The following is a 26,561-nucleotide window of genomic DNA, read 5'->3' as shown; positions in this document are numbered from 1 at the left end:
TCATTTTCCGATATGCGCAACGGTGGCGATTTCGACCAGCGCCTCGGGCTTTACCAGTCCGCACTGGATGCAGAACCGTGCCGGTTTGTCGCCGGGGAAAAACTCGGCGTAGATTTCGTTAATCGCGGCGTAGTTTTTCCAGTCGGTGATAAAAATGCTGTTGAAGGTCACGTCCTCCATCGTTCCACCCGCCGTTTCGATAACGCTCCTGATGGTCTCGAGAACGTGACGGGTTTGCGCCTTTGGGTCGTCGGGATAAACCACGTTGTTGTGCTTATCAAACGGCAGCGTGCCGGAGACATACACCACGCTGTCGGCGAGCGTGCCGGGTACAAAGGGCGCAATCGGCGTGCTGGTGCCTGCGGGAATGATCACGGATTTCGGCATAGTGTGGCTCCTCAGGCGATACGGGCTAACGATGGCGGGGAGACGGCATCGCAAAACTCGGCGACGGTGCTGACCCAGCCAAAAAAGGTTTCGATATTGAACAGGGCGGCCTGCTGCGCGAACTCCGGCCCGGCCTGATGCGTTGCGTCTGCCAGCACCACGCCGAAATACTCCAGGAAAAAGCCGTCGCGCAGGGTCGATTCCACGCAGACGTTGGTGGCGATCCCGGTGAAGACCAGGTGGCGAATGCCACGGCTGCGCAGCAGGCTGTCGAGCGGGGTGTTGAAAAAGCCGCTGTAACGCGGTTTGGGCAGCACGATATCGCCGGGCTGCGGCACCAGTTCATCCACCAGCTGGTAATCCCAGCCACCTTTTGCCAGCAGTTTGCCCTGTAGCTCCGGCTGCTTGCGCATGGTTTTCAGCGCGTTGGATTTGTGGAAGTTAGGCGAACCGGGGCCACCGGCTTCCACGTACTGATCGTCCCAGCCGTTCTGAAACCAGATAATCAACATGCCCGCCGCGCGGGCGGCGGCAATGGCGGTATTGATGTTGTCGATCACCGGGCGGGTGGCCGAGACGTCAAATCCGGCCAGATCCAGATAACCGCCCTGGCTTGCGTAGGCGTTTTGCATATCCACCACGATCAGCGCGCTATGCTCAGGCGCAAAGGTGATGGCTTCCGGGCGTGCCTGTAACGTCGTCATTACGCGACCTCCCTGGTGACGGCGGGAATATGTGCGCGGCACTGCATTAGCGGCTGAATGCGCTCGCCAAAGGTCTCCACGCCAGTAAGGAAATCGTCAAAGGTTAGCAACACGCCTTCGGCACCGGGCACGCTGGCAACTTCATCAAGCATTCGCGCCACATTGGCGTAAGAGCCGACCAGCGTGCCCATGTTGATGTTAACCGCAGAGGTCGGGTCTGCCATCTGGCGCACGTTGGTGTCCGATCCGGAACGCGTGTCTTTCTGGCTCTGTTCCGTCAACCAGCTCAGGGCTTCTTCATCGGCTCCGGCTTTGTAGTGCTCCCATTTCGCCCGCGCGGCCTCGTCGGTTTCGTCGGCGATCACCATAAACAGCACATAAGAACCGACCTCGCGCCCGGTTACTTCCGCCGCTTCTTTCATCCGCGCTGCAGTCGGCGCGAAGGCGGCCGGGGTGTTGACGCCTTTGCCGAAGCAGAAGTTGAAATCTGCGTGCTGCGCCGAGAACGCCATGCCTGCGTCGCTTTGTCCGGCGCAGATCACTTTCATCGGCGTGGAGGGCTGCGGGCTGACGCGGCAGTCGTTCATGGTGAAGTAATCGCCCTTGAAATCGCTCTTGCCGGTGCCCCACAGATCGCGCAGGACCTGCACGTACTCGGTAAGATAGTCATAGCGACGCGAGAAATACTCATCGCCCGGCCACAACCCCATCTGCTCGTATTCCGGTTTTTGCCAGCCGGTCACCAGATTCACGCCGAAACGACCGCCGGAGATAGAGTCAATGGTCGACGCCATTCGCGCCACAATCGCCGGGGGCAGGGTGAGGGTGGCGGCCGTCGCGTAAATCTGAATGCGCGACGTTACCGCCGCCAGGCCCGCCATCAGCGTGAAGGACTCCAGATTGTGATCCCAGAATTCGGTTTTACCGCCGAAACCGCGCAGCTTAATCATCGAGAGCGCAAAATCGAAATGGTAATGCTCCGCCTTTTGCACAATGGCTTTGTTCAGCTCGAAGGTCGGCATGTACTGCGGCGCGTGGGAGGAGATTAGCCAGCCGTTATTGCCGATAGGGACGAATACGCCAATTTTCATCACGAACCTCTCTTCAACTCAGTGTGGGGTGAAAGTCAGACGTGGCGCTGCATCCTGCATTTCCTGTTCAGCCTCGTGATGGTGGTTTTGCAAAGGGAATGCCAGTTTTGAAAATGGCTTTGTTGTTAGTGTGTTAACTGATAGTTGTTAAAAAGATGCCGGTAAAAGTGGACTAACTGGTCAAAAGCGATGCACACAAATCAGGCAGTTATGCGCGATTGAGGTGCAGAATGTCGTGAGAAGCGAGGGGTTTTGCTATGCTGAACGCACATCAACAAGGAGAGCAGGCATGACACAAGGCGCAGTGCAAACAGCAGGTAAACGTTCGCGGGCGGTGAGCGCCAAGAAGCAGGCCATTCTGAAAGCCGCACTGGAGACCTTTTCCCGGTTCGGCATTCACGGCACGCGTCTGGAGCAGGTGGCGGAGCTGTCCGGCGTGTCGAAAACCAATCTGCTCTACTACTACCCGTCGAAAGAAGCGCTCTATGTCGCCGTTCTGCAGCAAATTCTCGATATCTGGCTGGCGCCGCTGAAAGCGTTTCGCGAAGAACTGACGCCGCTGGTGGCGATCAAAGAGTACATTCGCCTCAAGCTGGAGGTCTCCCGCGACCATCCGCAGGCGTCGAAGCTGTTCTGCATGGAGATGCTGCAGGGTGCGCCGCTGTTGCAGACGGAACTGACGGGGGATTTAAAGCAGCTGATCGACGACAAATCGGCCATCATTGCGGGCTGGGTGGCGAGCGGAAAGCTGGCGCCAATCGATCCGCAGCACCTGATTTTCATGATTTGGGCCTCGACCCAACACTACGCTGACTTTGCCAGCCAGGTTGAAGCCGTGACCGGAAAAACGCTCCAGGATGAAGCGTTTTTCCAGAGTGCGGTGGATAACGTGCAGCGTCTGATTATTGAAGGGATCCGCCTGCGTTAATTGCCTGGCGGCAGCGGGCAGCTTAAATCGCCTTCTTCGCACTGCATCAGCGAGGCCAGAAAAGCCTCGCGCTCGACGGTTTTTTCCGTCATGCACTGATTAATGATCATCGGCTGGATGCTGCCGCCTTCGGTGCCGGAACCGGCAAAGGCGCAGTCGGCATCACGCAGTCCAATCCACGCCTGCTGGGCCTTTTTCAGTAAATCACGCTGGGGCACGGCAGCACGCTTCATCACGGCCAGGTACGTCTGATTCAGTTTTTTATCTGCCGCCTGATATTGCTGGCCGGTGCAGGTATTCAGATCGGTCTGGGTGGTCGCACTGGCACACTCATCCGCCAGCGCGTTAGCGCTGAAGAGCAATACCGCGCCGGCAATCAATACTCGTTTCATTTTACCCTCCGTATAAAAAAGCCGGACGCGCTACGCTTATCCGGCCTACGGGTTCATTGTAGCTATACGATTAGCCGATTGTCATCAGGCTGGCGTTACCGCCTGCGGCCGCCGTGTTGACGCTAAGAGAGTGCTCAACGTACAGACGCTCCAGCAGCAAATTGGTTTCACCGCGCGCGAAGCCCTGCACCGACACAATCGCGCCATCGCGCGCTGCTACCTGCTCGCACAGCTCACGCAACTGATCGGAATCGCCGTGGTAAATCACGGCGTCGAAGGCCTGCGTGGTGATCACGTCCGGTTTTGCGAAGGTGATGCGCGCAGACACCTCTTTCGGCAGCTGTTTGGCGAGATCGCGGTGCAGACCGTCCTCTGGCCACAGCACTTCACAGCCCGTTGCCGCAGCGGCAGCCAACTGGACCAGCGCGTCCTGTTCGTTGTCGGCGATGCACAGCACGCGCTCGCGCGGCATCAGCGTCCAGGTGTTGCGCTCGCCGGTTGGGCCGGGCAGCAGACGCTGAGTACCGGCCTGCGCCTGTTCGCCATACTGCTGGCACAGGGCGTGCAGTTCAGGGCGTTTTTCCGCCCATTTGGTCAGCGCCTCCAGCGGCTGTGTCAGCAGCGTTTTCAGCTGCGCATCCACCGGACGTTCCGCATCCTGACGCGCCAGGGTCACGCCGAGGGCGTTCTCCGGACGGTTCGCCAGCAGACGATAGAGATAGAGCGGGCCACCGGCTTTCGGACCGGTGCCGGACAAGCCTTCGCCGCCGAACGGTTGCACGCCGACCACCGCGCCCACCATGTTGCGGTTGACGTAGAGGTTGCCGACTTTCGCGCTGCCCGTCACCTGAGCGATGGTTTCGTCGATACGGGTATGCACGCCGAGGGTCAGGCCATAGCCGGAGGCGTTAATCTGATCGACCAGCGCCTCGAGGTTGTTGCGGCTGTAGCGCACCACGTGCAGCACCGGGCCGAAGACCTCTTTTTTCAGCTCGTCAAAGCTGGAAAGCTCAATCAGCGTCGGCGCAATAAAGGTACCGGTGTTCCATTCGCGGGCGTCTTCGCTGTTCTCGCGAACCGCCTGGAAGACCGGACGGCCTTTGGCACGCATCGTCTGAATGTGCTGTTCGATATTGGCTTTGGCTTCGGCGTCAATCACCGGGCCAATGTCCGTGGTCAGTCGGCCTGGGTTACCCATCCGGCATTCTGCCATCGCACCGCGCAGCATTTTCAGCGTGTGGTCGGCGATATCATCCTGCAGGCAAAGCACGCGCAGGGCGGAGCAACGTTGTCCGGCGCTGTCGAAGGCCGAGGCCAGCACGTCCACCACCACCTGCTCGGTCAGGGCGGAAGAGTCGACGATCATCGCGTTCATCCCGCCCGTTTCGGCGATCAGCGGTGTCGGACGCCCCTGCGGATCGAGACGGGTGGCGATGTTGCGTTGCAGCAGCGTTGCCACTTCCGTGGAACCGGTAAACATCACACCGCGCACGCGGTTGTCAGACGTCAGCTGAGCGCCGACGCTTTCACCGCGCCCTGGCAGAAGCTGTACCACGCCTGCCGGAACACCGGCTTCGAGCAAGATCTGAATACCCTGAGCGGCAATTAGCGGCGTCTGTTCAGCGGGTTTCGCCAGCACGCTGTTACCGGCGGCAAGCGCGGCAGCAATCTGGCCGGTAAAGATCGCCAGCGGGAAGTTCCACGGGCTGATACAGACTACCGGACCCAGCGGGCGGTGAGTTTCATTATCGAAGTCGTTGCGTACCTGACCGGCGTAGTAGTGCAGGAAGTCGACCGCTTCGCGCACTTCGGCGATGGCGTTGCTGAAGGTTTTCCCGGCTTCGCGCACCAGGATGCCAATCAGCTGTTGCATTTGGCCTTCCATCAGCACGGCGGCGCGTTCGAGAATCGCGGCACGCTCCTGCGGCGGCGTTGCGAACCAGATTGGCGCATTGTTGACGGCGTTTTCCAGCGCCAGCTCGACTTCCTGGGCGGTGGCTTCGCGGGCAAAACCGACGATATCTTTCGGCTCAGCCGGGTTGATCACCGGCTGCATGTCGCCTGCGTCAACGGGCTGTTCTAGAATCGGCTTCGCCTGCCATTTCTGCAGGGCGCTGTTGAGCAGGGCGGAAGACAGGGATGCCAGACGGTGTTCGTTCGCCAGATCCAGACCCGCTGAGTTGGTGCGATCGCTGCCGTACAGCTCACGCGGCAGGGCAATTTTCGGATGCGGCAGGCCGAGCTGGCCCTCCTGCGCTGCCATTTTTTCCACGGCCTGCACCGGATCGGCAACCAGTTCATCAAGCGGCAGCGTGGTATCGGCAATACGGTTGACGAAGGAGGTGTTCGCGCCGTTTTCCAGCAGACGACGCACCAGATAGGCAAGCAGCGTTTCGTGCGTGCCAACCGGAGCATAGATACGGCACGGTCGGTTCAGTTTGCCTTCCGCCACTTTACCGGTGACCTGTTCGTACAGCGGTTCACCCATGCCGTGCAGGCACTGGAACTCGTACTGGCCCGGATAGTAGTTTTGCCCGGCCAGGCTGTAGATCGCCGCCAGCGTATGGGCGTTGTGGGTGGCGAACTGCGGGTAAATCAGGTTCGGCACGTTAAGCAGTTTTTTCGCACAGGCGAGGTAAGAAACGTCGGTGTAGACCTTACGGGTGTAGACCGGATAGCCTTCCAGCCCCTCCATCTGCGCACGTTTGATTTCGCTGTCCCAGTAGGCGCCTTTTACCAGACGGATCATCAGGCGACGGCGGCTGCGGGAGGCGAGGTCGATCAGATAATCAATCACAAACGGGCAGCGTTTCTGATAGGCCTGAATGACGAAGCCGATACCGTTCCAGCCCGCCAGCTCTGGCTCGAAGCAAAGTTTTTCCAGCAGATCGAGGGAGATCTCCAGGCGGTCGGCCTCTTCGGCATCGATATTAATCCCGATATCGTACTGGCGCGCCAGCAGAGTCAGGGATTTCAGGCGCGGGTAGAGTTCATCCATTACGCGATCGTACTGAGCGCGGCTGTAGCGTGGGTGGAGGGCGGAGAGCTTGATGGAAATCCCCGGCCCTTCGTAAATGCCGCGACCGTTCGAGGCTTTACCAATCGCGTGGATCGCCTGCTGGTACGAGACCATATAAGCCTGCGCATCGGCGGCGGTCAGGGCCGCTTCACCGAGCATGTCGTAAGAGTAGCGGAAGCCTTTATCTTCCAGCTTGCGGGCGTTGGCCAGCGCTTCGGAGATGGTTTCACCGGTGACGAACTGCTCGCCCATCAGACGCATCGCCATGTCCACGCCTTTGCGGATCAGCGGTTCGCCGCTCTTACCGATAATGCGGTTCAGGGAGCGGGAAAGGTTGGCTTCGTTATGGGTGGAGACCAGTTTACCGGTAAACAGCAGGCCCCAGGTGGCGGCGTTGACGAACAGCGACGGGCTGCGGCCAATGTGCGAGTGCCAGTTACCGTTGCTAATTTTGTCGCGGATTAATGCATCGCGCGTGGCTTTGTCCGGAATACGCAGCAGCGCTTCCGCGAGGCACATCAGCGCCACGCCTTCCAGCGAGGAGAGGGAGAACTCCTGCAGCAGTCCCTGCACCATACCGGCGCGACCACTGGCAGATTTCTGATTACGCAGTTTGTCGGCGAGCTGATACGCCAGGCTGTGCGCCTGGGACGCAATCGGCTCCGGCAGACGTGCCTGCTCCAGCAGCATCGGCACGGCGTCGGTTTCGGCGCGACGATACGCGGCGGTGATCGCGGCGCGGCTCACGGACTGCGGCAGGATCTGCTCGGCAAAGTCGAGGAACGGCTGGTGGTTCTCTTCGGCGATGGCGGCGGCGTCTTCGCTTTCGTTGGCGGCACCCGCCAGCAGGGCAGGCAGTTCCGGTAAGTCGTCTTCGTTTTCCAGACGTTCCAGATAATTAAAAATGGCCTGTTTAATCAGCCAGTGCGGCGTGCGGTCAATGCGGGTTGCAGCGCTCTTAATCCGTTCGCGGGTCGCGTCATCCAGCTTAACCCCCATGGTGGTCATGCCCATGCCAGTAACTCCTGTTGATCTTTAGTGATGTTCGTTCGTTAGCGTGAAATATCCACCATGTTGCAACTTTGTGCAACCGTGTTAAATGTGACCTGGACTGCAAGCTGAAAAATGAATGGATTGTTAACGATAAGTAAGCTGGTAAATACGATGAGAGTCTGCGTCTGAAGCCCGTTTTTATGCGGCACTTAACACTTTTAAAAGGTGCAACCCGTAAAAGCGTGAGCGAGTGCAACCTATACGAAAGACCTATAAATCCAGGGATGAATTTGATGTAAATGCAGTGTTAAATCATTTGTGCATGTGGAGCGCTTACGGCAGGATACGCGCGCCCAACCGAAATACACTCATGATTATCACGTTCCGATAATCGAATAATAAGGCAGCCCGGACGGCTGTCGCTCGATATTTTTGGAGATTTTAAATGGCTATTAGCACACCGATGCTGGTGACATTTCTCGTTTATATTTTTGGCATGATCCTGATAGGGTTTATTGCATGGCGTTCGACCAAAAACTTTGACGACTATATTTTAGGTGGGCGGAGTTTAGGGCCCTTCGTGACCGCGCTGTCAGCGGGCGCTTCCGACATGAGCGGCTGGCTGCTGATGGGGTTACCGGGCGCGATTTTCATCTCCGGGATTTCCGAAAGCTGGATTGCCATCGGCCTGTGTATCGGGGCATGGATTAACTGGAAACTGGTGGCCGGGCGTTTGCGTGTTCACACCGAAGTGAACAACAACGCGCTGACGCTTCCGGACTATTTCACCAGCCGTTTCGAAGATAAAAGCCGCGTGCTGCGTATTATCTCCGCGCTGGTGATCCTGCTGTTCTTCACCATCTACTGTGCGTCCGGGATTGTCGCCGGGGCTCGTCTGTTCGAAAGCACTTTCGGCATGAGCTATGAAACCGCACTGTGGGCCGGTGCTGCAGCCACCATCCTTTACACCTTCGTCGGTGGCTTCCTGGCCGTGAGCTGGACGGATACCGTGCAGGCGAGCCTGATGATTTTCGCCCTGATCCTGACCCCGGTGATTGTGATTATTACCGTCGGCGGGTTTGGCGATTCGCTGGAAGTGATCAAGCAAAAGAGCATTGAAAACATCGATATGCTCAAAGGGCTGAACTTCGTGGCCATCATCTCACTGATGGGCTGGGGCCTGGGCTACTTCGGCCAGCCGCACATTCTGGCGCGTTTCATGGCGGCGGATTCTCACCACAGCATCGTGCATGCGCGTCGTATCAGTATGACGTGGATGATCCTGTGCCTGGCGGGTGCGGTCGCGGTCGGCTTCTTCGGCATTGCGTACTTCAATAACAACCCGGCGCAGGCGGGGGCGGTGAACCAGAACGCCGAGCGCGTGTTTATCGAGCTGGCGCAGATTCTGTTTAACCCGTGGATTGCCGGGATTTTACTGTCGGCGATTCTGGCGGCGGTGATGTCGACCCTGAGCTGTCAGCTGCTGGTCTGCTCAAGTGCTATCACAGAAGATCTGTATAAGGCCTTCCTGCGTAAAGGCGCGAGCCAGAAAGAGCTGGTGTGGGTCGGACGCTTTATGGTGCTGGCGGTGGCGCTGGTCTCTATCGCGCTGGCTGCAAACCCGGAAAACCGCGTGCTGGGCCTGGTGAGCTACGCCTGGGCGGGCTTCGGTGCGGCCTTTGGTCCGGTGGTGCTGTTCTCGGTACTCTGGTCACGTATGACCCGAAACGGCGCGCTGGCGGGGATGATCATCGGTGCGGTGACGGTTATCGTCTGGAAACAGTTCGCGTGGCTGGGCCTGTATGAAATCATTCCAGGCTTTATCTTCGGCAGCATCGGGATTGTGGTGTTCAGCCTGCTGGGTAAAGCGCCGTCGGCGGCTATGCAGGAACGTTTTGCCGAAGCGGATGCGCATTACCACACGGCACCGCCGGTAAAGTTACAGCCTGAATAAGCATAAACAGGTTTTCAAAGCCGGGTAAGGCGTCATCGCCGCCCGGCTTTTTTTTCTGTCAGAACTGCACGCAGACCGGTTGATCAACGCGCATCACCGACTCCTGCGCAAACCGGGATTTGTAGATTCCGCGTAATGCTTCGATATTGCTCTCGCTCTGAGCATCTTTCCCGTGGATCAGCATCAACGCTTTGCTTGGCTCACGCGCCACTTTCCCGTCATTGCCCAGCCATTGTCCGCGCGCATCAAACACCGTTAAGCCATCGCGAAAACGCGGCGTCACGTCCTGATCGACAAACTGCTGCCACTCCTGCCCGCTGATGGCGGCACCCGCCGGACGATTCAGACCGAAATAGAGCGTGGTTTGCTGCATCTGGTTATCCACTTTGCAGGTGGCGTCAGGAGCCGTATGCGAGGGGGCGTTGCAGCCGGCCAGCATGAAAAGTGCGGCAACCATAAGCCCTGTTTTGATGGTCATTGTTCGCTATCCTCATTGTTATTATTGCAAGAAAAAGCCGGGTGGCGCTAACGCTGACCCGGCCTGCATATCATCTGTTCGACAAACGGTGTTAAAGCACCAGCCCCGCAAAACTTGCCGACAGCAAGCTCACCAGCGTTGCGCCATACACCAGACGCAGACCAAAGCGAGATACCACGTTGCCTTGTTTCTCGTTCAGCCCTTTGATCGCCCCGGCCACGATGCCGATAGAGGCAAAGTTGGCGAACGACACCAGGAAGATAGAGAGAATGCCCAGCCCGCGCGGTGTCATTTGACCGGCAATTTTTTGCAGCTCAATCATCGCCACAAATTCATTCGCCACCAGTTTGGTCGCCATAATACTGCCCGCGTTCAGCGCATCACTCAGGGGAATGCCCACCAGCCACGCCAGCGGATAAAACACATAGCCGAGGATCTGCTGGAAGCTCATTCCAAACAGGCTGGAGAAGAGGGCGTTGACGGCGCTAATAAGGGCAATAAAGCCAATCAGCATCGCCAGAATAATCATCGCCACTTTAAAACCGGCCAGAATATACTCGCCCAGCATCTCAAAGAAGCTCTGGGATTCGTGCAGTTTTTCCAGTTTGATTTCCGGCTCGGCTTCCGGGCTTGCCGGGTTAATGACCGACAGAATAATAAAGGTGCTGAACATATTGAGGATCAGCGCCGCGACCACGAATTTCGCATCAAGCATGGTCATATAAGCGCCGACGATCGACAAGGAAACGGTGGACATCGCCGTCGCCGCCATGGTGAACAGGCGACGAGACGAGAGATCGCCGAGCACCCCTTTGTAAGCAATGAAGTTTTCCGACTGGCCGAGAATCAGTGAGCTGACGGCGTTAAAGGATTCCAGCTTGCCCATGCCATTCAGTTTTGACAGCTGGGTGCCGATCAGACGAATAAAAATCGGCAGAATTCGCCAGTGCTGAAGAATACCGATCAGGGCAGAAATAAAGATAATCGGACACAACACGCCGAGGAAAATGAACGCCAGCCCTTTTTCACCCATTCCGCCAAAGACAAAATTGGTGCCCTCCGCGGCAAATTTCAGCAGGGATTCAAAGAAACCGGAGACATATTTAATCACGAAGAGACCGCTTTCGGCGTGCAGGAAAAAGAACGCCAACGCAATTTCAATCACAATAAGCTGTAAAACATAACGAATACGAATTTTTCGGCGGTCGAAACTCACCAGCCAGGCGAGCGCAAGAATAATGACCAGCGCCAGCAGGAAATGAACAAAGTTATACATTTTGAATTTTCAGCAGGTAAACGAAGCGCTTATTTAGCCATAGGGCACGGGAACCGTAAATGGGCATTTACGTTATAAGTTATATACATAACGGTAACGATCGTAACTATTAACCGGCGATGGATTTACAACTGGTCATTAAAACCTGACACAATTCGCTTGTTTTTCTTTCTGCCGTAATGATAATCACTATCACAGTTATTTACCTTTCTTTGCACCAGTTGACCGCGATAAACATTTAAGGTGTCGGCATGTTTGTTCCATTTCTCATTATGTTACGTGAAGGGCTTGAAGCGGCCTTAATTGTCAGTCTGATTGCCAGCTACCTGAAGCGCACCCAGCGCGGCCGTTGGATTGGTGTGATGTGGATTGGCGTCATTCTCGCCGCCGCACTCTGTTTAGGTCTCGGGATCCTGATTAACGAAACCACCGGTGAATTCCCGCAAAAAGAGCAGGAGCTGTTCGAAGGAATAGTGGCGGTGATTGCCGTGGTGATCCTCACCTGGATGGTGTTCTGGATGCGCAAAGTCTCGCGTAACGTCAAAGTGCAGCTGGAGCAGGCGGTCGATCACGCGCTGCAAAAGGGCAACCACCACGGCTGGGCGCTGATTGGGATGGTCTTTTTCGCCGTCGCCCGCGAAGGGCTGGAGTCAGTCTTCTTCCTGCTGGCGGCGTTCCAGCAGGACGTAGGGATCTGGCCGCCGCTCGGCGCGATGCTGGGTCTCGCCACCGCGATTGTGCTGGGATTCATGCTCTACTGGGGCGGCATTCGCCTGAACCTTGGCGCGTTCTTCAAATGGACCAGCCTGTTCATTCTGCTGGTCGCCGCCGGGCTGGCAGCAGGGGCGATTCGCGCCTTCCACGAGGCGGGCCTGTGGAACCACTTCCAGGATGTTGCGTTCGATTTCAGTAATACGCTCTCCACCCACTCTCTGACCGGTACCCTGCTCGAAGGCATCTTCGGCTATCAGGAAACGCCGAGCGTCAGCGAAGTGGCGATGTATTTCATCTATCTCATTCCGGCGCTGGTGCTGTTCTTTATGCCATCACGCCCCAGTACTCAGCCGTCGCGTACTGCGCCCTGAAGTGCTTCGTGTTGTTTATACATACTTTTAGAAAGGAAAGGGTCATGGCAATTCAATTTCGACGTACTGCATTACAGGCAGGTGTGGCAGCGCTGTTTGCGTATGCATTCTCAGCGGGCGCGGCAGATGTTCCTCAGGTGAAAGTCACCGTGAACGATAAACAGTGTGAGCCGATGACCATCACGGTCAACAGCGGTAAAACCCAGTTTATCATTCAGAACCATAGCCAGAAGGCGCTGGAGTGGGAAATCCTCAAAGGCGTGATGGTGGTGGAAGAGCGTGAAAACATCGCGCCAGGCTTTACCCAGAAAATGACGGCTAACCTGCAGCCGGGCGAATATGACATGACCTGCGGCCTGCTGACCAACCCGAAAGGCAAGCTGATCGTCAAAGGCGAAGCCACGGCGGATGCGGCGAAAGGCGAAGCGCTGCTGAGTCTGGGCGAGGCGATCACCGCCTATAAAGCTTACGTGACCAAAGAGACCGCAGACCTGGTTGCCGGTACCAAAGCCTTTACCGACGCGGTAAAAGTGGGTGATATCGAGAAAGCCAAATCTCTGTACGCGCCAACGCGCCAGCACTACGAGCGTATCGAACCGATTGCCGAGCTGTTCTCTGACCTCGACGGCAGCATCGACGCCCGTGAAGATGATTACGAGCAGAAAGCCGCCGATCCGAAATTCACCGGCTTCCACCGTCTAGAGAAAGCGCTGTTTGGCGACAACTCCACCAAAGGGATGGAGAAGTACGCGGAGCAGCTGAATACCGACGTGCTGGATCTGCAAAAACGCATTAGCGAGCTGGCTTTCCCGCCGTCAAAAGTGGTGGGCGGCGCGGCTGGCCTGATTGAAGAAGTGGCGGCCAGCAAAATCAGTGGCGAAGAAGATCGTTACAGCCACACCGACCTGTGGGACTTCCAGGCGAACGTTGACGGTGCGCAGAAGATTGTTGACCTGCTGCGTCCGCAGCTGCAGAAAGACAACAGCGAACTGCTGGCGAAAGTGGATGCCAACTTCAAGAAAGTGAATACCATTCTGGCGAAGTACCGTACCAAAGACGGGTATGAGACTTACGACAAATTGACGGACGCCGACCGGAATGCGCTGAAAGGGCCAATCACGACGCTGGCGGAAGATCTGGCACAGCTGCGTGGCGTACTGGGTCTGGACTAAGCATTATGAGTAAACATCACGAAATCGACGTCGCAGAACCGTCGCGCCGTCGATTGTTAAAAGGGGTGGGGGCGCTTGGCGGCGCGCTCGCTCTGGCGGGGGGTTGCCCGGTGGCGCATGCGGCCAAACCGCAAAGCGCGCCGGGAACCCTCTCCCCGAATGCGCGCATGGAGACGCAGCCGTTCTACGGCGAACATCAGGCCGGGATCCTGACGCCACAGCAGGCGGCGATGATGGTGGTGGCGTTTGATTCGCTGGCGAGCGATAAAGCGGATCTGGAACGTCTGTTCCGTTTGCTGACGAAGCGAATTGCGTTTCTGACGGCAGGCGGCCCGGCGCCGGAAACGCCGAATCCGCGGATGCCGCCGATGGATTCGGGTATTCTGGGGCCGTTTATCGCCCCGGATAATCTGACGGTCACGGTTTCCGTTGGCGAGTCGCTGTTTGACGGCCGCTACGGGCTTGAGAAACAGAAACCGAAAACGCTGCAAAAGATGACGCGTTTTCCGAATGATTCTCTCGATGCCGCGCTCTGTCATGGCGATCTGCTGATCCAGATCTGCGCTAACACCCAGGATACGGTGATCCACGCCCTGCGCGATATCATCAAGCACACGCCGGATCTGCTCAGCGTGCGCTGGAAGCGGGAAGGGTTTATCTCCGATCACGCGGCGCGCAGCCAGGGAAAAGAGACGCCGGTCAACCTGCTCGGCTTTAAAGACGGAACGGCCAACCCGGACAGCCGCGATGCGGCGCTGATGAAAAACGTGGTCTGGACCACGGCGGATCAGGGCGAACCGGCGTGGGCGGTGGGCGGCACTTATCAGGCGGTGCGTATTATCCAGTTCCACGTGGAGTTCTGGGATCGCACGCCGCTGAAAGAGCAGCAAACCATTTTCGGTCGTGACAAGCAGAGCGGTGCGCCGCTGGGCATGAAAAACGAACACGATGTGCCGGATTACGCAAACGATCCGGACGGCGATACCATCGCGCTCGACAGCCATATTCGTCTGGCGAACCCGCGAACGCCGGAAACCGAGTCCAGCCTGATGATGCGTCGTGGTTACAGCTATTCGCTGGGCGTGACCAACTCCGGGCAGCTGGATATGGGCCTGCTGTTTGTCTGCTATCAGCACGATCTGGAGAAGGGCTTTTTAACCGTGCAGAAGCGGTTAAACGGCGAGGCGCTGGAAGAGTACATAAAACCCATCGGCGGCGGCTATTTCTTTGCTCTGCCGGGCGTGCGCGATAACACCGCGTATCTCGCGCAAGGGCTGATCGAAGCCTGATTATTCTCCCCGCCACCCGCGCGGGGAGATTATTTTTTCCTATGACCCTCACTGTTATATTTCTGTCATATTTCTGTATGAGACTGAACTCAGCTGCAGGGCGAGTCTGAAAAAGTTGCGTTCAGGTAAAAAAGATGTTGCATTTGTGATAAATCCTGATGTACTTAATATAAGACAGCGGTAGTTCCCGGCAGTGATAACGATTCACTATGGAGATCGCGAATGGTTGGGTCCTGTACTGGACAAGTTAAACATAACAACCGCAGCACCCGGCGCGGAGGCTCTGACTCCGGCAGCGATTTCTTCACCACAAAATTCTCCTCCCCAATACCTCAAAAGAACTTATCCGGCGTGCAGAACGGTGCGCGTAGCCGTTTTGCATCGTCATTCCAAAAGGCAAGCAAGGGCTTACAAGGAAGCCAAACCTCAGATGTTCGTGCGCATAATCGCGCTGCCAACGGCGCGTGTGATGAATACCAACAACTCAAGGTGCTATCCATGGGAAGACAAAAAGCAGTGATCAAAGCTCGTCGCGAAGCAAAACGTGTGCTGAGACGGGATTCACGTAGCCATAAACAGCGTGAAGAAGAGTCGGTCACCTCGCTTGTGCAGATGAGTGGCGGCGTAGAAGCAATTGGCATGGCGCGAGACAGCCGTGATAACTCCCCAATTGCCGCCCGCAATGAAGCTCAGGCGCACTACCTGAATGCTATCGAGAGTAAACAGCTGATCTTCGCAACCGGTGAAGCCGGATGCGGGAAAACGTGGATAAGTGCTGCCAAGGCGGCGGAGGCTCTGATTCATAAGGATGTGGACAGAATTATCGTCACCCGTCCGGTATTGCAGGCCGATGAAGATCTCGGCTTCTTGCCCGGCGATATGTCAGAGAAGTTTGCCCCGTATTTCCGGCCTGTCTATGACGTGCTGGTGAAACGCCTGGGGGCTTCTTTTATGCAGTACTGCCTGCGACCAGAGATTGGTAAGGTGGAAATCGCGCCGTTCGCCTATATGCGCGGACGTACATTTGAAAATGCGGTCGTTATTCTCGACGAGGCTCAGAACGTGACCGCAGCGCAAATGAAGATGTTTTTAACGCGCCTCGGGGAAAACGTGACCGTTATCGTCAACGGCGATATCACCCAGTGCGACCTGCCGTCGGGTGTCAAATCGGGCCTGAGCGATGCGCTGGCACGTTTTGTGGAAGATGACATGGTTGGGGTGGTGCGTTTCAACAAAGATGATTGCGTACGCTCGGTTCTGTGCCAGCGCGCACTGCTTGCCTACGACTGAATTTGCTGCTGATGACAAAGCCCGGGAAACCGGGCTTTGCTTTCTGGGGAACCCAAACGACAGACGAAAAAAAAGCCCGCATTTTCATGCGAGCTCTTCTCTAAATATGGCGGTGAGAGAGGGGTTCGAACCCTCGATACGTTGCCGTATACACACTTTCCAGGCGTGCTCCTTCAGCCACTCGGACACCTCACCGTATTGTTTCGCTGCCTGACCTCTCGGGGGCAACGGGGCGCTACTATAGGGAGTTGCGTTAAAACGGTCAAGCAAATTTTATGCCCGAGTGGCTGTTCGGTTAAGCAATAATCACCTCTGCCGGTTTACGCTCACATCTGACCAAAACGACCGGAATTAAAATCACCGATCGCCTCTGCGATTTCGGTTTTGGTGTTCATCACGAACGGACCGTAACCGACAATCGGCTCGTTTAACGGCTCGCCGGACATCAGCAGCACTTTTGCGTCACGGGTGGCCTCAAGGTGCAGTTTATCTCCGCTCTGGCTCAGCACCACCAGCTGGGCTTCACCGGCTTCGGTGGTGCCATTCACTGTGATACTGCCTTCGACCACCACCAGCGCTGTGCTCCAGCCATCCGGCTGGTTCAGGCTCAGATGGCCGCCCTGATGCAGGGCAATGTCCCACACGTTCAGGGGCGAGAAGGTGTGCGCCGGACCTTGTGTATCGCCATACTGACCGGCAATCACCCGCAGCTCGCCGCTGTTATCGGGCAGCGCCACGACCGGGATCGCCGCTTTGGTGATGCTCTGGTAGCCCGGTGTGGCCATTTTGTGCTTCGCCGGAAGGTTGACCCACAGCTGCATCATCTTCAGCTCACCGCCCTGGCGCGAGAAAGCATCGGCGTGAAACTCTTCATGCAAAATGCCCGCACCGGCGGTCATCCATTGCACATCGCCCGGACCAATCACGCCACCTTTACCGGTTGAATCGCGATGCTCCACGTCGCCGGAGTAGACAATGGTCACCGTTTCAAAGCCGCGATGGGGATGCTCATCCACACCGCGTTTCACGCCGTCGCCGGGGAAGACGTGCGGGCCTGCATAGTCCAGCAGCAGGAAAGGGCTGAGGGCTTCGCCGTGAGTCTGGTAAGAGAACATTGAGCGTACCGGGAAACCGTCGCCCACCCAGTGGGGACGCGGTGCGGTATAGACGCCAGTAACCTGTTTCATGTTTTTCTCCTGCTGTTCGGTTGATGTGTATTAGCTTATATTCGACATTAATAACCCGGTAGAGTGTTAAATTAATACTCACTGTTCCATAAACAGGACGATGGAGGCGAAATGCAGGATCTGAATGATTTTGCGTGGTTTGTAAAAGTGGTGGACCACGGCGGATTTGCCGCGGCAGGGCGGGCCTGTGATTTACCGAAATCCCGCCTCAGCCGTCGAATTGCGCAGCTTGAAGAGCGGCTGGGCGTGCGATTAATACAGCGCACCACGCGGCAGTTTACCGTCACCGACATCGGCCATACCTTTTATCAGCACTGCAAAGCGATGCTGGTAGAAGCCGAGGCGGCGCAGGAGGCCGTTGCCGCTCTACAGGCAGAGCCGCGCGGAATGGTGCGCATAACCTGTCCGGTAACGCTGCTGCATGTCCATATTGGCCCGATGCTGGCGCGATTTATGGTCCGCTATCCGGGCGTGAATCTGCAGCTGGAAGCCACCAACCGGCGTGTGGATGTGGTGGCGGAGGGGATTGATGTGGCGATTCGCGTAAGGCCACGGCCCTTTGACGATAGCGATCTGGTCCTGCGTGTGCTCGCCGATCGCGGTCACTGTCTGGTGGCGAGCCCGCAGCTGATTGAACGGCTGGGTACACCGACAGCGCCTGCTGAACTCAGCCAGTGGCCCGGACTGAGCATGGGGGCGGGCAAGCAGGTTCACAAATGGGCGCTGACCGGGCCTGCGGGCGCGAAGGCGGAGATCCACTTTACGCCGCGTTATATCACCTCCGATATGCTGGCGCTGCGCGAAGCGGCATCGGCTGGCGTCGGCGTGGTCCAGTTGCCTGTTTTAATGGTGAAGGAGCAGCTGGCGCGCGGTGAGCTGGTCAGGGTACTGAGCGAGTGGGAGCCGCAGCGGGAAGTCATTCACGCAGTGTATCCTTCGCGGCGCGGGCTATTGCCTTCTGTGCGCACGCTGGTGGATTTTCTGGCCGAAGAATACGCGCGGATTGTCGAGGAGTAGACCCAAACGACAGACGAAAAAAAAGCCCGCATTTTCATGCGAGCTCTTCTTCAAATATGGCGGTGAGAGAGGGGTTCGAACCCTCGATACGTTGCCGTATACACACTTTCCAGGCGTGCTCCTTCAGCCACTCGGACACCTCACCGTATTGTCATCCCGTTGTTGCTGGGACGGGCGCTAATGTAAGTAAAAGGGGCATCGCCGTCAATCAACTTTTTCAGTTATTTGGCGTGTTTAGATAAAGTTTCAGCAATGTGATTCCTGAATGTGCTGAAAGCGCTTTTTTTATCATCAACACACCCTGCGCAATATTTGTTATCCTGATAATCCTCTTGAAAACACATATAAAACATCGCAATAAAAAGCAGGAGTCATTTATGGATATCATCTTTTACCACCCGACGTTTGATACCCCTTACTGGATTAAGGCGCTGTCGACAGCCATTCCGGGCGCGCGCGTGCGTGAATGGAAGCGGGGCGATAACGAACATGCGGATTATGCGCTCGTCTGGCATCCGCCGGTGGAGATGTTGCAGGGGCGCAATCTGAAAGCGGTCTTCGCCCTCGGCGCGGGCGTGGATTCCATCCTGAGCAAATTAAAAGCGCATCCGGAAATGTTGCCAGAACATATTCCCCTGTTCCGCCTCGAAGATACCGGTATGGGCCAGCAAATGCAGGAATACGCGGTGAGCCAGGTTCTGCACTGGTTCCGCCGTTTTGACGACTATCAGGCGCTGAAGCAACAATCGCGCTGGGAACCGTTAGCCGATTATCAGCGCGAAGATTTTACCGTCGGCCTGCTGGGTGCGGGCGTGCTGGGATCAAAAGTGGCGGAAGGCCTCGCGCCGTGGGGATTCCCGCTGCGCTGCTGGAGCCGCACGCGCAAGACCTATCCTGGCGTGGAGAGCTTTGCCGGTCATGACGAACTGCCGGCCTTCCTGAAAGGGACGCGCGTGCTGATCAACCTGCTGCCAAATACGGCAGAGACGGTCGGGATTATCAATCAGGATCTGCTGAACCAACTGCCGGATCAAAGCTATGTGATGAACCTGGCGCGCGGCGTGCATCTGGTGGAGGCGGATCTGCTTAAAGCGCTCGACAGCGGTAAGCTGAAAGGGGCGATGCTGGATGTCTACAGCCGCGAACCGTTGCCGGAAGAGAGCCCGCTGTGGGCGCATCCGCGCGTGGCGATGACGCCGCATATTGCCGCAGTCACCCGCCCGGCAGAAGCCGTGGATTACATCGCCCGCACGATAGCGCTGCTGGAGCAGGGGAAAGCCGCGACCGGACAGGTCGACAGGCAGCGAGGCTACTAACCGCAACCCGGCTTTTGCCGGGTTTTTGCTGATATTCGCCGGGTATACCTGCTATCCTTGGGGTAAAACATCAGAGGAGAGAGAGATGTATCCCGTAGACCTGCATATGCACACCGTCGCCAGCACCCACGCGTACAGCACCCTTCATGACTACATCGCGCAAGCCAAACTGAGAGGGATTACGCTTTTTGCGATCACCGATCACGGCCCGGATATGGCTGATGCGCCGCACTACTGGCACTTTGTAAATATGCGCATCTGGCCTCGTCTGGTGGATGGCGTCGGGATACTGCGCGGCATCGAGGCGAACATTAAAAACACGGACGGCGAGATCGACTGTACTGGCCCGATGCTGACCTCTCTGGATCTGATTATCGCCGGTTTTCATGAACCGGTGTTTGCTCCTCAGGATAAAGAAACCCACACCCAGGCGATGATCGCGACGATTGCCAGCGGCAACGTCCACATCATCAGCCACCCTGGCAACCCGAAATTCCCAATCGACATTCAGGCGGTCGCCCAGGCGGCGGCAAAACACCGCGTGGCGCTGGAAATCAATAACTCCTCCTTTACCCATTCGCGCATTGGCAGCGAAGCCAACTGTCGCGCAGTGGCGGCGGCGGTGCGAGATGCTGGCGGAATGGTGGCGCTGGGCTCTGATTCCCACACCGCTTTTACGCTGGGGGAATTTGGCGAGTGCCGGAAAGTGTTAGATGAAGTCGGGTTCCCGGAAGAGCGTATTCTTAACGTTACCCCGCGTCGGATGCTGGATTTCCTCGAATCGCGTGGCATGCCACCGATCGCTGAATTTGCTGAACTTTAATACAGTCATGGAATAAATAAATGAACGAGTTTTCAATCCTTTGCCGCGTACTGGGCACCTTGTACTATCGCCAGCCGCAAGATCCGCTGCTGGTTCCGCTCTTTACGCTGATTCGCGAAGGTAAGCTTGCGGAAAACTGGCCGCTGGAGCAGGACGAGCTACTGCAACGCCTGCAAAAGAGCTGCGATATGCAGCAGATTTCGGCGGATTATAACGCCCTGTTAGTGGGCGAAGAGGGGCGCGTTTCTCCGTATCGCTCTTCCTGGGAAGAGGGGGCGACGGAATCTGAAGTGCGCGCGTTCCTTTCCGAGCGCGGTATGCCCCTGAGCGATGCGCCTGCCGACCATATCGGCACGCTGCTGCTGGCGGCCTCCTGGATTGAAGATCACGCCGGTGAAGATGAAAGTGAAGCTCTGGAAACGCTGTTTGGCGATTACATTCTCCCCTGGTGCGGTGCTTTCCTCGGTAAGATTGAAGCCCACGCCACATCTCCTTTCTGGCGCACCATGGCACCGCTGACCCGTGAAGCGATCTCCGCCATGTGGGACGAATTACAGGAAGAGAACGAAGAGTGATTTGAATCACATATTCAATGTAACGATACATTTTGATTTGAACAAAATGTGCTCGTGATCTCATTTCACTGGCGCGTATCTGATAAGATGCGCGCCATGAATATATTACTTTCCATTGCCATTACGACAGGGATGCTCTCCGGAATCTGGGGATGGGTTGCCGTGTCTTTGGGACTGCTCAGCTGGGCGGGTTTCCTCGGCTGTACCGCCTACTTCGCCTGTCCGCAGGGCGGACTGAAAGGGCTGTTTATCTCGGGCTGCACCATGATGAGCGGCGTTGTCTGGGCATTGATTATCATGCACGGCAGCGCGCTTGCGCCGCATCTTGAGATCGTCGGCTATATGATGACTGGCGTAGTGGCTTTTTTGATGTGCATTCAGGCAAAACACCTGCTGCTCTCTTTTGTTCCTGGAACTTTCATTGGCGCATGCGCGACCTTTGCCGGGCAGGGCGACTGGAAAATGATTATTCCGTCGCTCCTTCTGGGACTGGTGTTTGGCTACGCGATGAAAAACAGCGGATTGTGGCTGGCGGCCCGGCGAGAGCGGGCGCAGGAGAACGGCACGGTATTGAGCAAATAAAAAAGCGAGGCCTTAGCGCCTCGCTTTTTCGTTGTGCTTTCTGTATCAGGATTCTGGAGGCACCGACATTTCGCGGTATTTCACCAGAACCTCATTTTTCACGTCATTTTTATTCTGCAGATCCCACAGTCCGCGATCGATCCCGTCGTTAATCAGGAAAATAACCCCTGTTTCGATGGCCGACATCAGACACATCATCACCGGTTCATTCGAGGTGTAGCCGATTTCACCTTCCAGCAGACGCTGGTAGTCGATGAAGCGGAAGACACCGGCCTGAACTTCATAGGAGAGAATCGTTTTGCTGGTGGTGACCGATGACAGCACTTCACCGGTGCTCACGTTAACCACGCGCAGGTTGACGGCAATCTGGTCGAGCTGGTACTGCGTGTCCGCCCCGATACCGAAATAACGCGCCCCGACACCGCCCGATTTCACGTTACTTTCGTAGCCGATAATCGAGCCTTCAACCATGACGTTCGCGGCAACCAGCGACTGCAACGGTACGCGGTTATTAACCTCAACGGTGCCGTTTTCCTGAGCCGCACGAATGATTTTGCGTTCGTTCAGCAGGTTTTGCAGCCCCTGGCGTTCCAGAGGAATAAACCAGCGTGAATCCTTGAGCGCAGTCACCAGCATGGCGGTGGCACTTTGTGGAACAGCCGTCGAGAAGTTACTTGCCGGATACGGTTTGAACTGGCCCGTTTCATCCTGAATATTATAAACCGAGACAAATATCTTACCGGTTGGCGCCGGCAGATGCGTCAGGTCGCGATAGCTTTGCGCCCGGGGCATCAGCGTGGGTTTAGCGGCTTCTTTAGGTGGAGCAGTTAAACAACCGCTCAATAAGCACACTGCAACAAGAATCAGTAAGCGCTGCATGATTGTTGTCCTTATTTCGTGGTTGTTTAAAAATCAGTTGAATCGGTTGCGAGACCCGATACCTGAATGGTGGACGTTTTGCCCGTTTTTCGGTCGGTCACATTCAGCTGCAGTTGCCCGTCTTTATTGGCAATATCGACAATAAAATCGTTGGTCACCATGCGGCCAGGTTTGCCGGTATTAATATTCGTGAGCAAGCCACCTAATATTTGCGACTGAATAGCCTGAGTGAAGTTATCCAGTGCAGACGGTGTTTCAATACCAAAGTCATCGTCATAGCTAGGGTCTTTATAGGAGTTTTGGGCCTGGGCTTCATTGAGCATAAAAGCCCCGTTATTTGGATTGCCACCAAAATTTGGGTTACGGAACTGGAAAGTCATATTCCCGGCCCAGCTTAACGGTGCAATCAGCATTAACGAAATCACTGTGTGTGCGAGACGCATTACAGCCTCCGGAGATTAATATCGCTAGAATTCATCTTTTGCTAAATCGCCAGTGCTCAGCAGAGCCTTATCGATTTGCAGACGATTTACCGCTTCTTCAGTTTGTGCCAGTGCAAAACTGATGTTTTTGTCAAAGTCTCTTTTCGTTGGGAATAAAAATGTCTGGTACACCACGTCCTGATTAACCGTTATGGTGATCCAGCTTCCCCATCGAGCACTGGGTCGCTCATTGATTGTTAAGTTGCCTGGATAATCACTTTCCCATTTGTCGCTAAATGCCCGATAAAAATCGTGGCCGATAGATGAGACGGTGTGGTCAGTTAATAATCCGGGCACTTCCACTTCAACAGCGTGAAGATTTCCGGCAGCGAGCAGAAAGCCGACTGCCGCGATCCAACTCGACGTGCGTTTCATGTTATTAACGCCTGAGGTTATCGTTTGCCCATGAAACAGCCTGAGTCCTGTTTTTAACAGCTATCTTCTTGAAAAGATTATAGAGATGTGTCTTCACTGTATTTTCGCTGATAAATAACGAACGGGCGATTTCAATATTTGAAGAACCAATGCGTAATTTATTCAGAATCTCTTTTTCGCGATGCGTCAGCAAAGCCGACTCTGAACTGTTATAGCGATAATTTCCGGAGTGAGTGATGAGGTAGCTGGCCAGTTTTTGTGAAAAGTAACACTCTCCACGCAAAATACCCTGTAACCCTTCCACCACACGCGTCTCGTCTTCAGTGACGTAAAAGACGCCGTTGATATGCGGCCAGCTTTCAATATCCCGGAAAGGATACTCATCAGGTGTATTCAATAATAACACGCGGATATTATTGTTTTTCCTGCTTAAGTTATCCTGCCAGTAATGGATAAGCTTTTTATCAGCTTCCATCATATCGAAGAGAATGATGCTGCCAGGAGCAATATCATCATAAGAACGTTGAATATTGTGCAATTTCCCGTTCAGTGACAGAGACTGCTTCAAATGTTGTAATAAGGCTGTCGCTTGTAAAGAAGGCTTTGTGATCAACAGTAATGTATGACCATGTAAACTATGGACTTCATTAAACATGATGAAACCCCACTTTTTTTATAACACCTGGCAGCTGTCCCCCGATATATTCGGGGGACACCAGAAGTACTGACAGATGTTGCACTGCTGTGTGTAGAATCAGACCATAACCTCCAGGAGGAGGTAAATATTAAAAATAATTCGTACTGCTGATTTCAATCTAGCTATTACGATTTTTAAATCAAGTGTTAATGGTGTAACAGAATGTAAAAATCAATATTAATTTGTGAATTTAAGGCATTTAAAAAGTTCAGTAATGATAAAAAAGTTGTACATGATAATAATGCTGCACACATTTTAAAAATCATACAAATTATTGCAATCAGTTGATTTTAATATCAATTGATTATTTTGTATTTGGTTGTTGCAGGTATGAGAGAGATGAAAATTCTAAGACTTTGCATGCTAACAGAAAGCTCTTAAGAAATCGTACGTCTTGTGACAGAGGTGTCGCGGAATGTTGTCGACGAAGCGCGAAGGGCAGACGCGACGGGGGCGATAAGCGCTTCCTTAACGAAGCGCAAACAGGCTGTCAAAATAATATTTAAAAAACTAACTTACGCTGCTGACTGGTAATTTTGGCATTAATTAATACTTTGAGGTGACCCATTAAATAAAAATAACACTCGCGGGTGAGATATTTAAATTGTTTCGGTAGACATACTCTTCATCGTAACGCGGCGTTAACAAAAAACGAATCGCGTTAACACCAAGCCATTTATTTATTACCAGGTCCAGGTGACAACATGAAAAACAGAACGTTATTTATGATGTTTACATTACTGGGTGCGCCTGGGTTAGCGATCGCGGCAGATCCGGATTTGGCAGTCTCGGAATATAACTTCGCGATTAATGAATTAAGCAAGTCTTCATATAATCAGGCAGCCATTATTGGTCAACAAGGTTCAGGTAATAATGCTGACGTTCGCCAGGGCGGTTCTAAATTACTGTCCGTTGTTTCTCAGGATGGCGGGAACAACCGAGCGAAAGTTGATCAATCAGGGACTTATAACCTCGCTTATATCGATCAGTCCGGTAACGGTAATGATGCGAGTATTAAGCAAGGGGCTTTTGGTAATACCGCGATGATTATCCAGAAAGGCTCGGGTAACAAAGCGAATATTACCCAGTATGGTACGCAAAAAACAGCAGTTGTAGTACAGAGACAGTCGCAAATGGCAATTCGCGTTATCCAACGCTGACTATTTACGACGACTTAAATCAATCCGATGGGGGTTTACCATGAAACTTTTCAAAGTGGCAGCAATTGCAGCAATCGTAGTTTCTGGCAGTGCTCTGGCTGGTGCGGTTCCACAATATGGCGGCGGCGGTGGTGGTTGGGGTGGCGGTAATAGCGGCCCGAACTCAACTCTGAGCATTTACCAGTACGGTGGCGGCAACTCAGCTGTTGCCTTGCAAACTGACGCTAAAAATTCTGACCTGACGATTACTCAGCACGGCGGCGGTAACGGTGCTGATGTAGGACAAGGTTCTGATGACAGTTCCATTGACCTGCTGCAGAAAGGCTTTGGTAACAGCGCAACCCTCGATCAGTGGAACAGTAAAGACTCCACCATCAGTGTTAAACAGTTCGGCGGCGGCAACGGCGCGGCAGTGGACCAGACCGCTTCCGGGTCAACTGTAACTGTGCATCAGGTTGGCTTCGGCAACAACGCAACTGCGCATCAGTATTAATTTCGAATCTGTACTACAAAAAAACAGGGCATTTGCCCTGTTTTTTTTCGGGAGTTTATCATGCACACCTTATTACTCCTTGCTGCGCTCTCGAGCCAGATCACCTTTAAAACCACCCACGACGGGGATATGACCACCATCATTCCTCAGGTTATTTTGACTGAACCCTGCGTGTGTCAGGTGCAAATTATTTCTTCTCGGGAAGGGCTTGGGGGTCAAAGTACGTCTAGCCAGCGCAGCACCCTCTCTATTCCCGCGAATCAACCGATCGATTTAACCCGTCTGAGTCTGAATATTAACCCTAAAGATTCCGTGAGAATTGTCGTTAATGTCTCTGACGGGCAATCGCTTCATTTATCGCAACAATGGCCGGGTTCTGAATGAAATATTCACGAAATCAATATATTGGATAATTTGGCGGTTCCCAATGAATGTTTCTATGATTTGAATAAGGAATGCGTGACCCCTCAAGGATGATTTCTCATTGAGGAGCCAACCATGGCAGCGTCCATAGTAAAAAGTATTATTTCAGCAGGTATTGTTGTTTTATCGGCACTGACTCCAGCATTAGCTGCGACAACGGTTAACGGCGGTGTGATTCATTTTCGCGGGGCAATTGTGGAAGACCCCTGTGAGATTTCACCACACAATAATCAGTTTGCGCTGTCATGCCCGCACGAAGGACGCGTGCAAACCACCCAGGTAAGTTACGGTGATGCCCTGCGGGGACACAACCCTTACCCAGATGTCGCCACGGTAAGTATGAAATATATCAATCCGGAAAAAACGCTGGCTGTTTTGCAAGTCAGCTATCGCTAAAACAAAGCCCTCCCGTTTCCCGACCGGAGGGCTTTTCTTATCAATTACTTCTTCCCAACTGACCGCTGCTATACACTTAACAAAGAGATCGGTAGTAG

Annotated in this window: 27 protein-coding genes and 2 tRNA genes; 15 read left to right on the top strand and 14 right to left on the bottom strand. The window is 54.7% G+C overall.

The window, feature by feature from the left end; all coding sequences use genetic code 11:
* From rutC to rutA, 3 genes are read right to left on the bottom strand one after another with little or no spacing between them, the layout of a single operon-like run.
* Positions 1–387 (bottom strand): pyrimidine utilization protein C, encoded by a 387-nt coding sequence (gene rutC, locus DAI21_RS18790; protein ID WP_107703903.1) that lies wholly within the window; start codon positions 385–387, stop codon positions 1–3.
* An 11-nt stretch (positions 388–398) separates the two neighbouring features.
* A complete protein-coding gene (rutB, locus tag DAI21_RS18785) occupies positions 399–1,091 on the bottom strand; it encodes a pyrimidine utilization protein B (protein ID WP_107703902.1) in 693 nt (230 codons plus the stop codon).
* Positions 1,091–2,182: a pyrimidine utilization protein A gene (rutA, locus tag DAI21_RS18780; RefSeq protein WP_102105570.1), complete on the bottom strand. Its 1,092-nt coding sequence runs from the start codon at positions 2,180–2,182 to the stop codon at positions 1,091–1,093. Before rutA ends, rutB begins: the two co-directional genes overlap by 1 nt.
* 289 nt (positions 2,183–2,471) lie before the next feature.
* On the opposite strand from rutA, the gene rutR reads away from it, so the two are divergent.
* Positions 2,472–3,110, top strand: coding sequence for an HTH-type transcriptional regulator RutR (rutR, locus tag DAI21_RS18775; protein ID WP_107703901.1), 639 nt, complete (start codon positions 2,472–2,474; stop codon positions 3,108–3,110).
* On the opposite strand, the gene DAI21_RS18770 is transcribed toward rutR, so the two are convergent.
* Both DAI21_RS18770 and putA read right to left on the bottom strand, forming a co-directional pair.
* Positions 3,107–3,502: a lysozyme inhibitor LprI family protein gene (locus tag DAI21_RS18770; RefSeq protein WP_107703900.1), complete on the bottom strand. Its 396-nt coding sequence runs from the start codon at positions 3,500–3,502 to the stop codon at positions 3,107–3,109. The genes rutR and DAI21_RS18770 overlap by 4 nt on opposite strands.
* A gap of 70 nt (positions 3,503–3,572) precedes the next feature.
* Positions 3,573–7,535 (bottom strand): trifunctional transcriptional regulator/proline dehydrogenase/L-glutamate gamma-semialdehyde dehydrogenase, encoded by a 3,963-nt coding sequence (putA, locus tag DAI21_RS18765; RefSeq protein WP_107703899.1) that lies wholly within the window; start codon positions 7,533–7,535, stop codon positions 3,573–3,575.
* A 424-nt stretch (positions 7,536–7,959) separates the two neighbouring features.
* Here putA and putP point away from each other — a divergent pair, with 424 nt between their 5' ends.
* Complete coding sequence (putP, locus tag DAI21_RS18760) at positions 7,960–9,468, top strand: sodium/proline symporter PutP (protein ID WP_100780647.1); 1,509 nt, start codon at positions 7,960–7,962, stop codon at positions 9,466–9,468.
* Between the two features lie 58 nt (positions 9,469–9,526).
* Here the strand turns inward: putP and DAI21_RS18755 are convergent, their stop codons facing one another.
* Together DAI21_RS18755 and DAI21_RS18750 are read right to left on the bottom strand one after the other, a co-directional pair.
* Positions 9,527–9,946 (bottom strand): DUF3574 domain-containing protein, encoded by a 420-nt coding sequence (locus tag DAI21_RS18755; RefSeq protein WP_107703898.1) that lies wholly within the window; start codon positions 9,944–9,946, stop codon positions 9,527–9,529.
* A gap of 91 nt (positions 9,947–10,037) precedes the next feature.
* Entirely contained in the window at positions 10,038–11,222 is a 1,185-nt protein-coding gene (locus DAI21_RS18750) for a NupC/NupG family nucleoside CNT transporter (RefSeq protein WP_107703897.1), read from the bottom strand.
* A gap of 251 nt (positions 11,223–11,473) precedes the next feature.
* On the opposite strand from DAI21_RS18750, the gene efeU reads away from it, so the two are divergent.
* The 4 genes from efeU (at position 11,474) to phoH (ending at position 16,058) form a co-directional block, all read left to right on the top strand.
* On the top strand, positions 11,474–12,307 hold the full coding sequence (gene efeU, locus DAI21_RS18740) for an iron uptake transporter permease EfeU (RefSeq protein WP_100780644.1): 834 nt from the start codon (positions 11,474–11,476) through the stop codon (positions 12,305–12,307).
* Positions 12,308–12,351: 44 nt separating this feature from the next.
* Positions 12,352–13,479: an iron uptake system protein EfeO gene (efeO, locus tag DAI21_RS18735; protein WP_107703896.1), complete on the top strand. Its 1,128-nt coding sequence runs from the start codon at positions 12,352–12,354 to the stop codon at positions 13,477–13,479.
* A gap of 5 nt (positions 13,480–13,484) precedes the next feature.
* The gene (gene efeB, locus DAI21_RS18730) at positions 13,485–14,768 is read left to right on the top strand and encodes an iron uptake transporter deferrochelatase/peroxidase subunit (RefSeq protein WP_107703895.1); all 1,284 of its coding nucleotides are present in this window, start codon (positions 13,485–13,487) and stop codon (positions 14,766–14,768) included.
* Between the two features lie 498 nt (positions 14,769–15,266).
* Positions 15,267–16,058 (top strand): phosphate starvation-inducible protein PhoH, encoded by a 792-nt coding sequence (gene phoH, locus DAI21_RS18725; RefSeq protein ID WP_174348619.1) that lies wholly within the window; start codon positions 15,267–15,269, stop codon positions 16,056–16,058.
* Positions 16,059–16,165: 107 nt separating this feature from the next.
* Here phoH and DAI21_RS18720 read toward each other — a convergent pair.
* Together DAI21_RS18720 and DAI21_RS18715 are read right to left on the bottom strand one after the other, a co-directional pair.
* Positions 16,166–16,253, bottom strand: a tRNA-Ser gene (locus DAI21_RS18720).
* 131 nt (positions 16,254–16,384) lie between these two features.
* Positions 16,385–17,245: a pirin family protein gene (locus DAI21_RS18715; protein ID WP_107703894.1), complete on the bottom strand. Its 861-nt coding sequence runs from the start codon at positions 17,243–17,245 to the stop codon at positions 16,385–16,387.
* 111 nt (positions 17,246–17,356) lie between these two features.
* On the opposite strand from DAI21_RS18715, the gene DAI21_RS18710 reads away from it, so the two are divergent.
* Positions 17,357–18,262 (top strand): LysR family transcriptional regulator, encoded by a 906-nt coding sequence (locus tag DAI21_RS18710; RefSeq protein ID WP_107703893.1) that lies wholly within the window; start codon positions 17,357–17,359, stop codon positions 18,260–18,262.
* A 57-nt stretch (positions 18,263–18,319) separates the two neighbouring features.
* Here the strand turns inward: DAI21_RS18710 and DAI21_RS18705 are convergent.
* Positions 18,320–18,407: transfer RNA gene (locus tag DAI21_RS18705), tRNA-Ser, on the bottom strand.
* A gap of 232 nt (positions 18,408–18,639) precedes the next feature.
* Between DAI21_RS18705 and ghrA the strand changes: the two genes are divergently transcribed.
* The 4 genes from ghrA (at position 18,640) to DAI21_RS18685 (ending at position 21,558) form a co-directional block, all read left to right on the top strand.
* On the top strand, positions 18,640–19,578 hold the full coding sequence (gene ghrA, locus DAI21_RS18700) for a glyoxylate/hydroxypyruvate reductase GhrA (protein WP_107703892.1): 939 nt from the start codon (positions 18,640–18,642) through the stop codon (positions 19,576–19,578).
* 85 nt (positions 19,579–19,663) lie between these two features.
* A complete protein-coding gene (locus DAI21_RS18695; RefSeq protein WP_100780637.1) occupies positions 19,664–20,401 on the top strand; it encodes a phosphatase in 738 nt (245 codons plus the stop codon).
* A gap of 20 nt (positions 20,402–20,421) precedes the next feature.
* A complete protein-coding gene (locus tag DAI21_RS18690) occupies positions 20,422–20,976 on the top strand; it encodes a molecular chaperone (RefSeq protein WP_107703891.1) in 555 nt (184 codons plus the stop codon).
* A gap of 96 nt (positions 20,977–21,072) precedes the next feature.
* Positions 21,073–21,558, top strand: coding sequence for a DUF1097 domain-containing protein (locus tag DAI21_RS18685; RefSeq protein WP_234419501.1), 486 nt, complete (start codon positions 21,073–21,075; stop codon positions 21,556–21,558).
* A gap of 45 nt (positions 21,559–21,603) precedes the next feature.
* Here DAI21_RS18685 and csgG read toward each other — a convergent pair whose 3' ends face one another.
* From csgG to csgD, 4 genes are read right to left on the bottom strand one after another with little or no spacing between them, the layout of a single operon-like run.
* A complete protein-coding gene (csgG, locus tag DAI21_RS18680) occupies positions 21,604–22,437 on the bottom strand; it encodes a curli production assembly/transport protein CsgG (protein WP_100780634.1) in 834 nt (277 codons plus the stop codon).
* A 26-nt stretch (positions 22,438–22,463) separates the two neighbouring features.
* Positions 22,464–22,880 (bottom strand): curli production assembly/transport protein CsgF, encoded by a 417-nt coding sequence (gene csgF, locus DAI21_RS18675; RefSeq protein WP_100780633.1) that lies wholly within the window; start codon positions 22,878–22,880, stop codon positions 22,464–22,466.
* A gap of 24 nt (positions 22,881–22,904) precedes the next feature.
* A complete protein-coding gene (gene csgE, locus DAI21_RS18670; protein ID WP_100780632.1) occupies positions 22,905–23,294 on the bottom strand; it encodes a curli production assembly/transport protein CsgE in 390 nt (129 codons plus the stop codon).
* 4 nt (positions 23,295–23,298) lie between these two features.
* Positions 23,299–23,949 (bottom strand): biofilm master transcriptional regulator CsgD, encoded by a 651-nt coding sequence (gene csgD / locus DAI21_RS18665; protein WP_100780631.1) that lies wholly within the window; start codon positions 23,947–23,949, stop codon positions 23,299–23,301.
* A gap of 746 nt (positions 23,950–24,695) precedes the next feature.
* Between csgD and csgB the strand changes: the two genes are divergently transcribed.
* From csgB to DAI21_RS18645, 4 genes are all read left to right on the top strand, one after another.
* Positions 24,696–25,151, top strand: coding sequence for a curli minor subunit CsgB (gene csgB, locus DAI21_RS18660; RefSeq protein ID WP_107703889.1), 456 nt, complete (start codon positions 24,696–24,698; stop codon positions 25,149–25,151).
* A gap of 40 nt (positions 25,152–25,191) precedes the next feature.
* Complete coding sequence (csgA, locus tag DAI21_RS18655; protein WP_100780629.1) at positions 25,192–25,644, top strand: curli major subunit CsgA; 453 nt, start codon at positions 25,192–25,194, stop codon at positions 25,642–25,644.
* A 60-nt stretch (positions 25,645–25,704) separates the two neighbouring features.
* Positions 25,705–26,028, top strand: coding sequence for a curli assembly chaperone CsgC (csgC, locus tag DAI21_RS18650; RefSeq protein ID WP_100780628.1), 324 nt, complete (start codon positions 25,705–25,707; stop codon positions 26,026–26,028).
* A gap of 114 nt (positions 26,029–26,142) precedes the next feature.
* Complete coding sequence (locus tag DAI21_RS18645) at positions 26,143–26,463, top strand: type 1 fimbrial protein (protein ID WP_102105557.1); 321 nt, start codon at positions 26,143–26,145, stop codon at positions 26,461–26,463.
* The last annotated feature ends 98 nt before the right edge of the window (positions 26,464–26,561 follow it).

Source organism: Lelliottia sp. WB101 (genome assembly GCF_003051885.1).
GTDB lineage: Bacteria > Pseudomonadota > Gammaproteobacteria > Enterobacterales > Enterobacteriaceae > Enterobacter > Enterobacter nimipressuralis.
The sequence above is the reverse complement of the archived record's forward strand: the minus strand, read 5'-3'. Positions and strand labels throughout refer to the sequence as shown.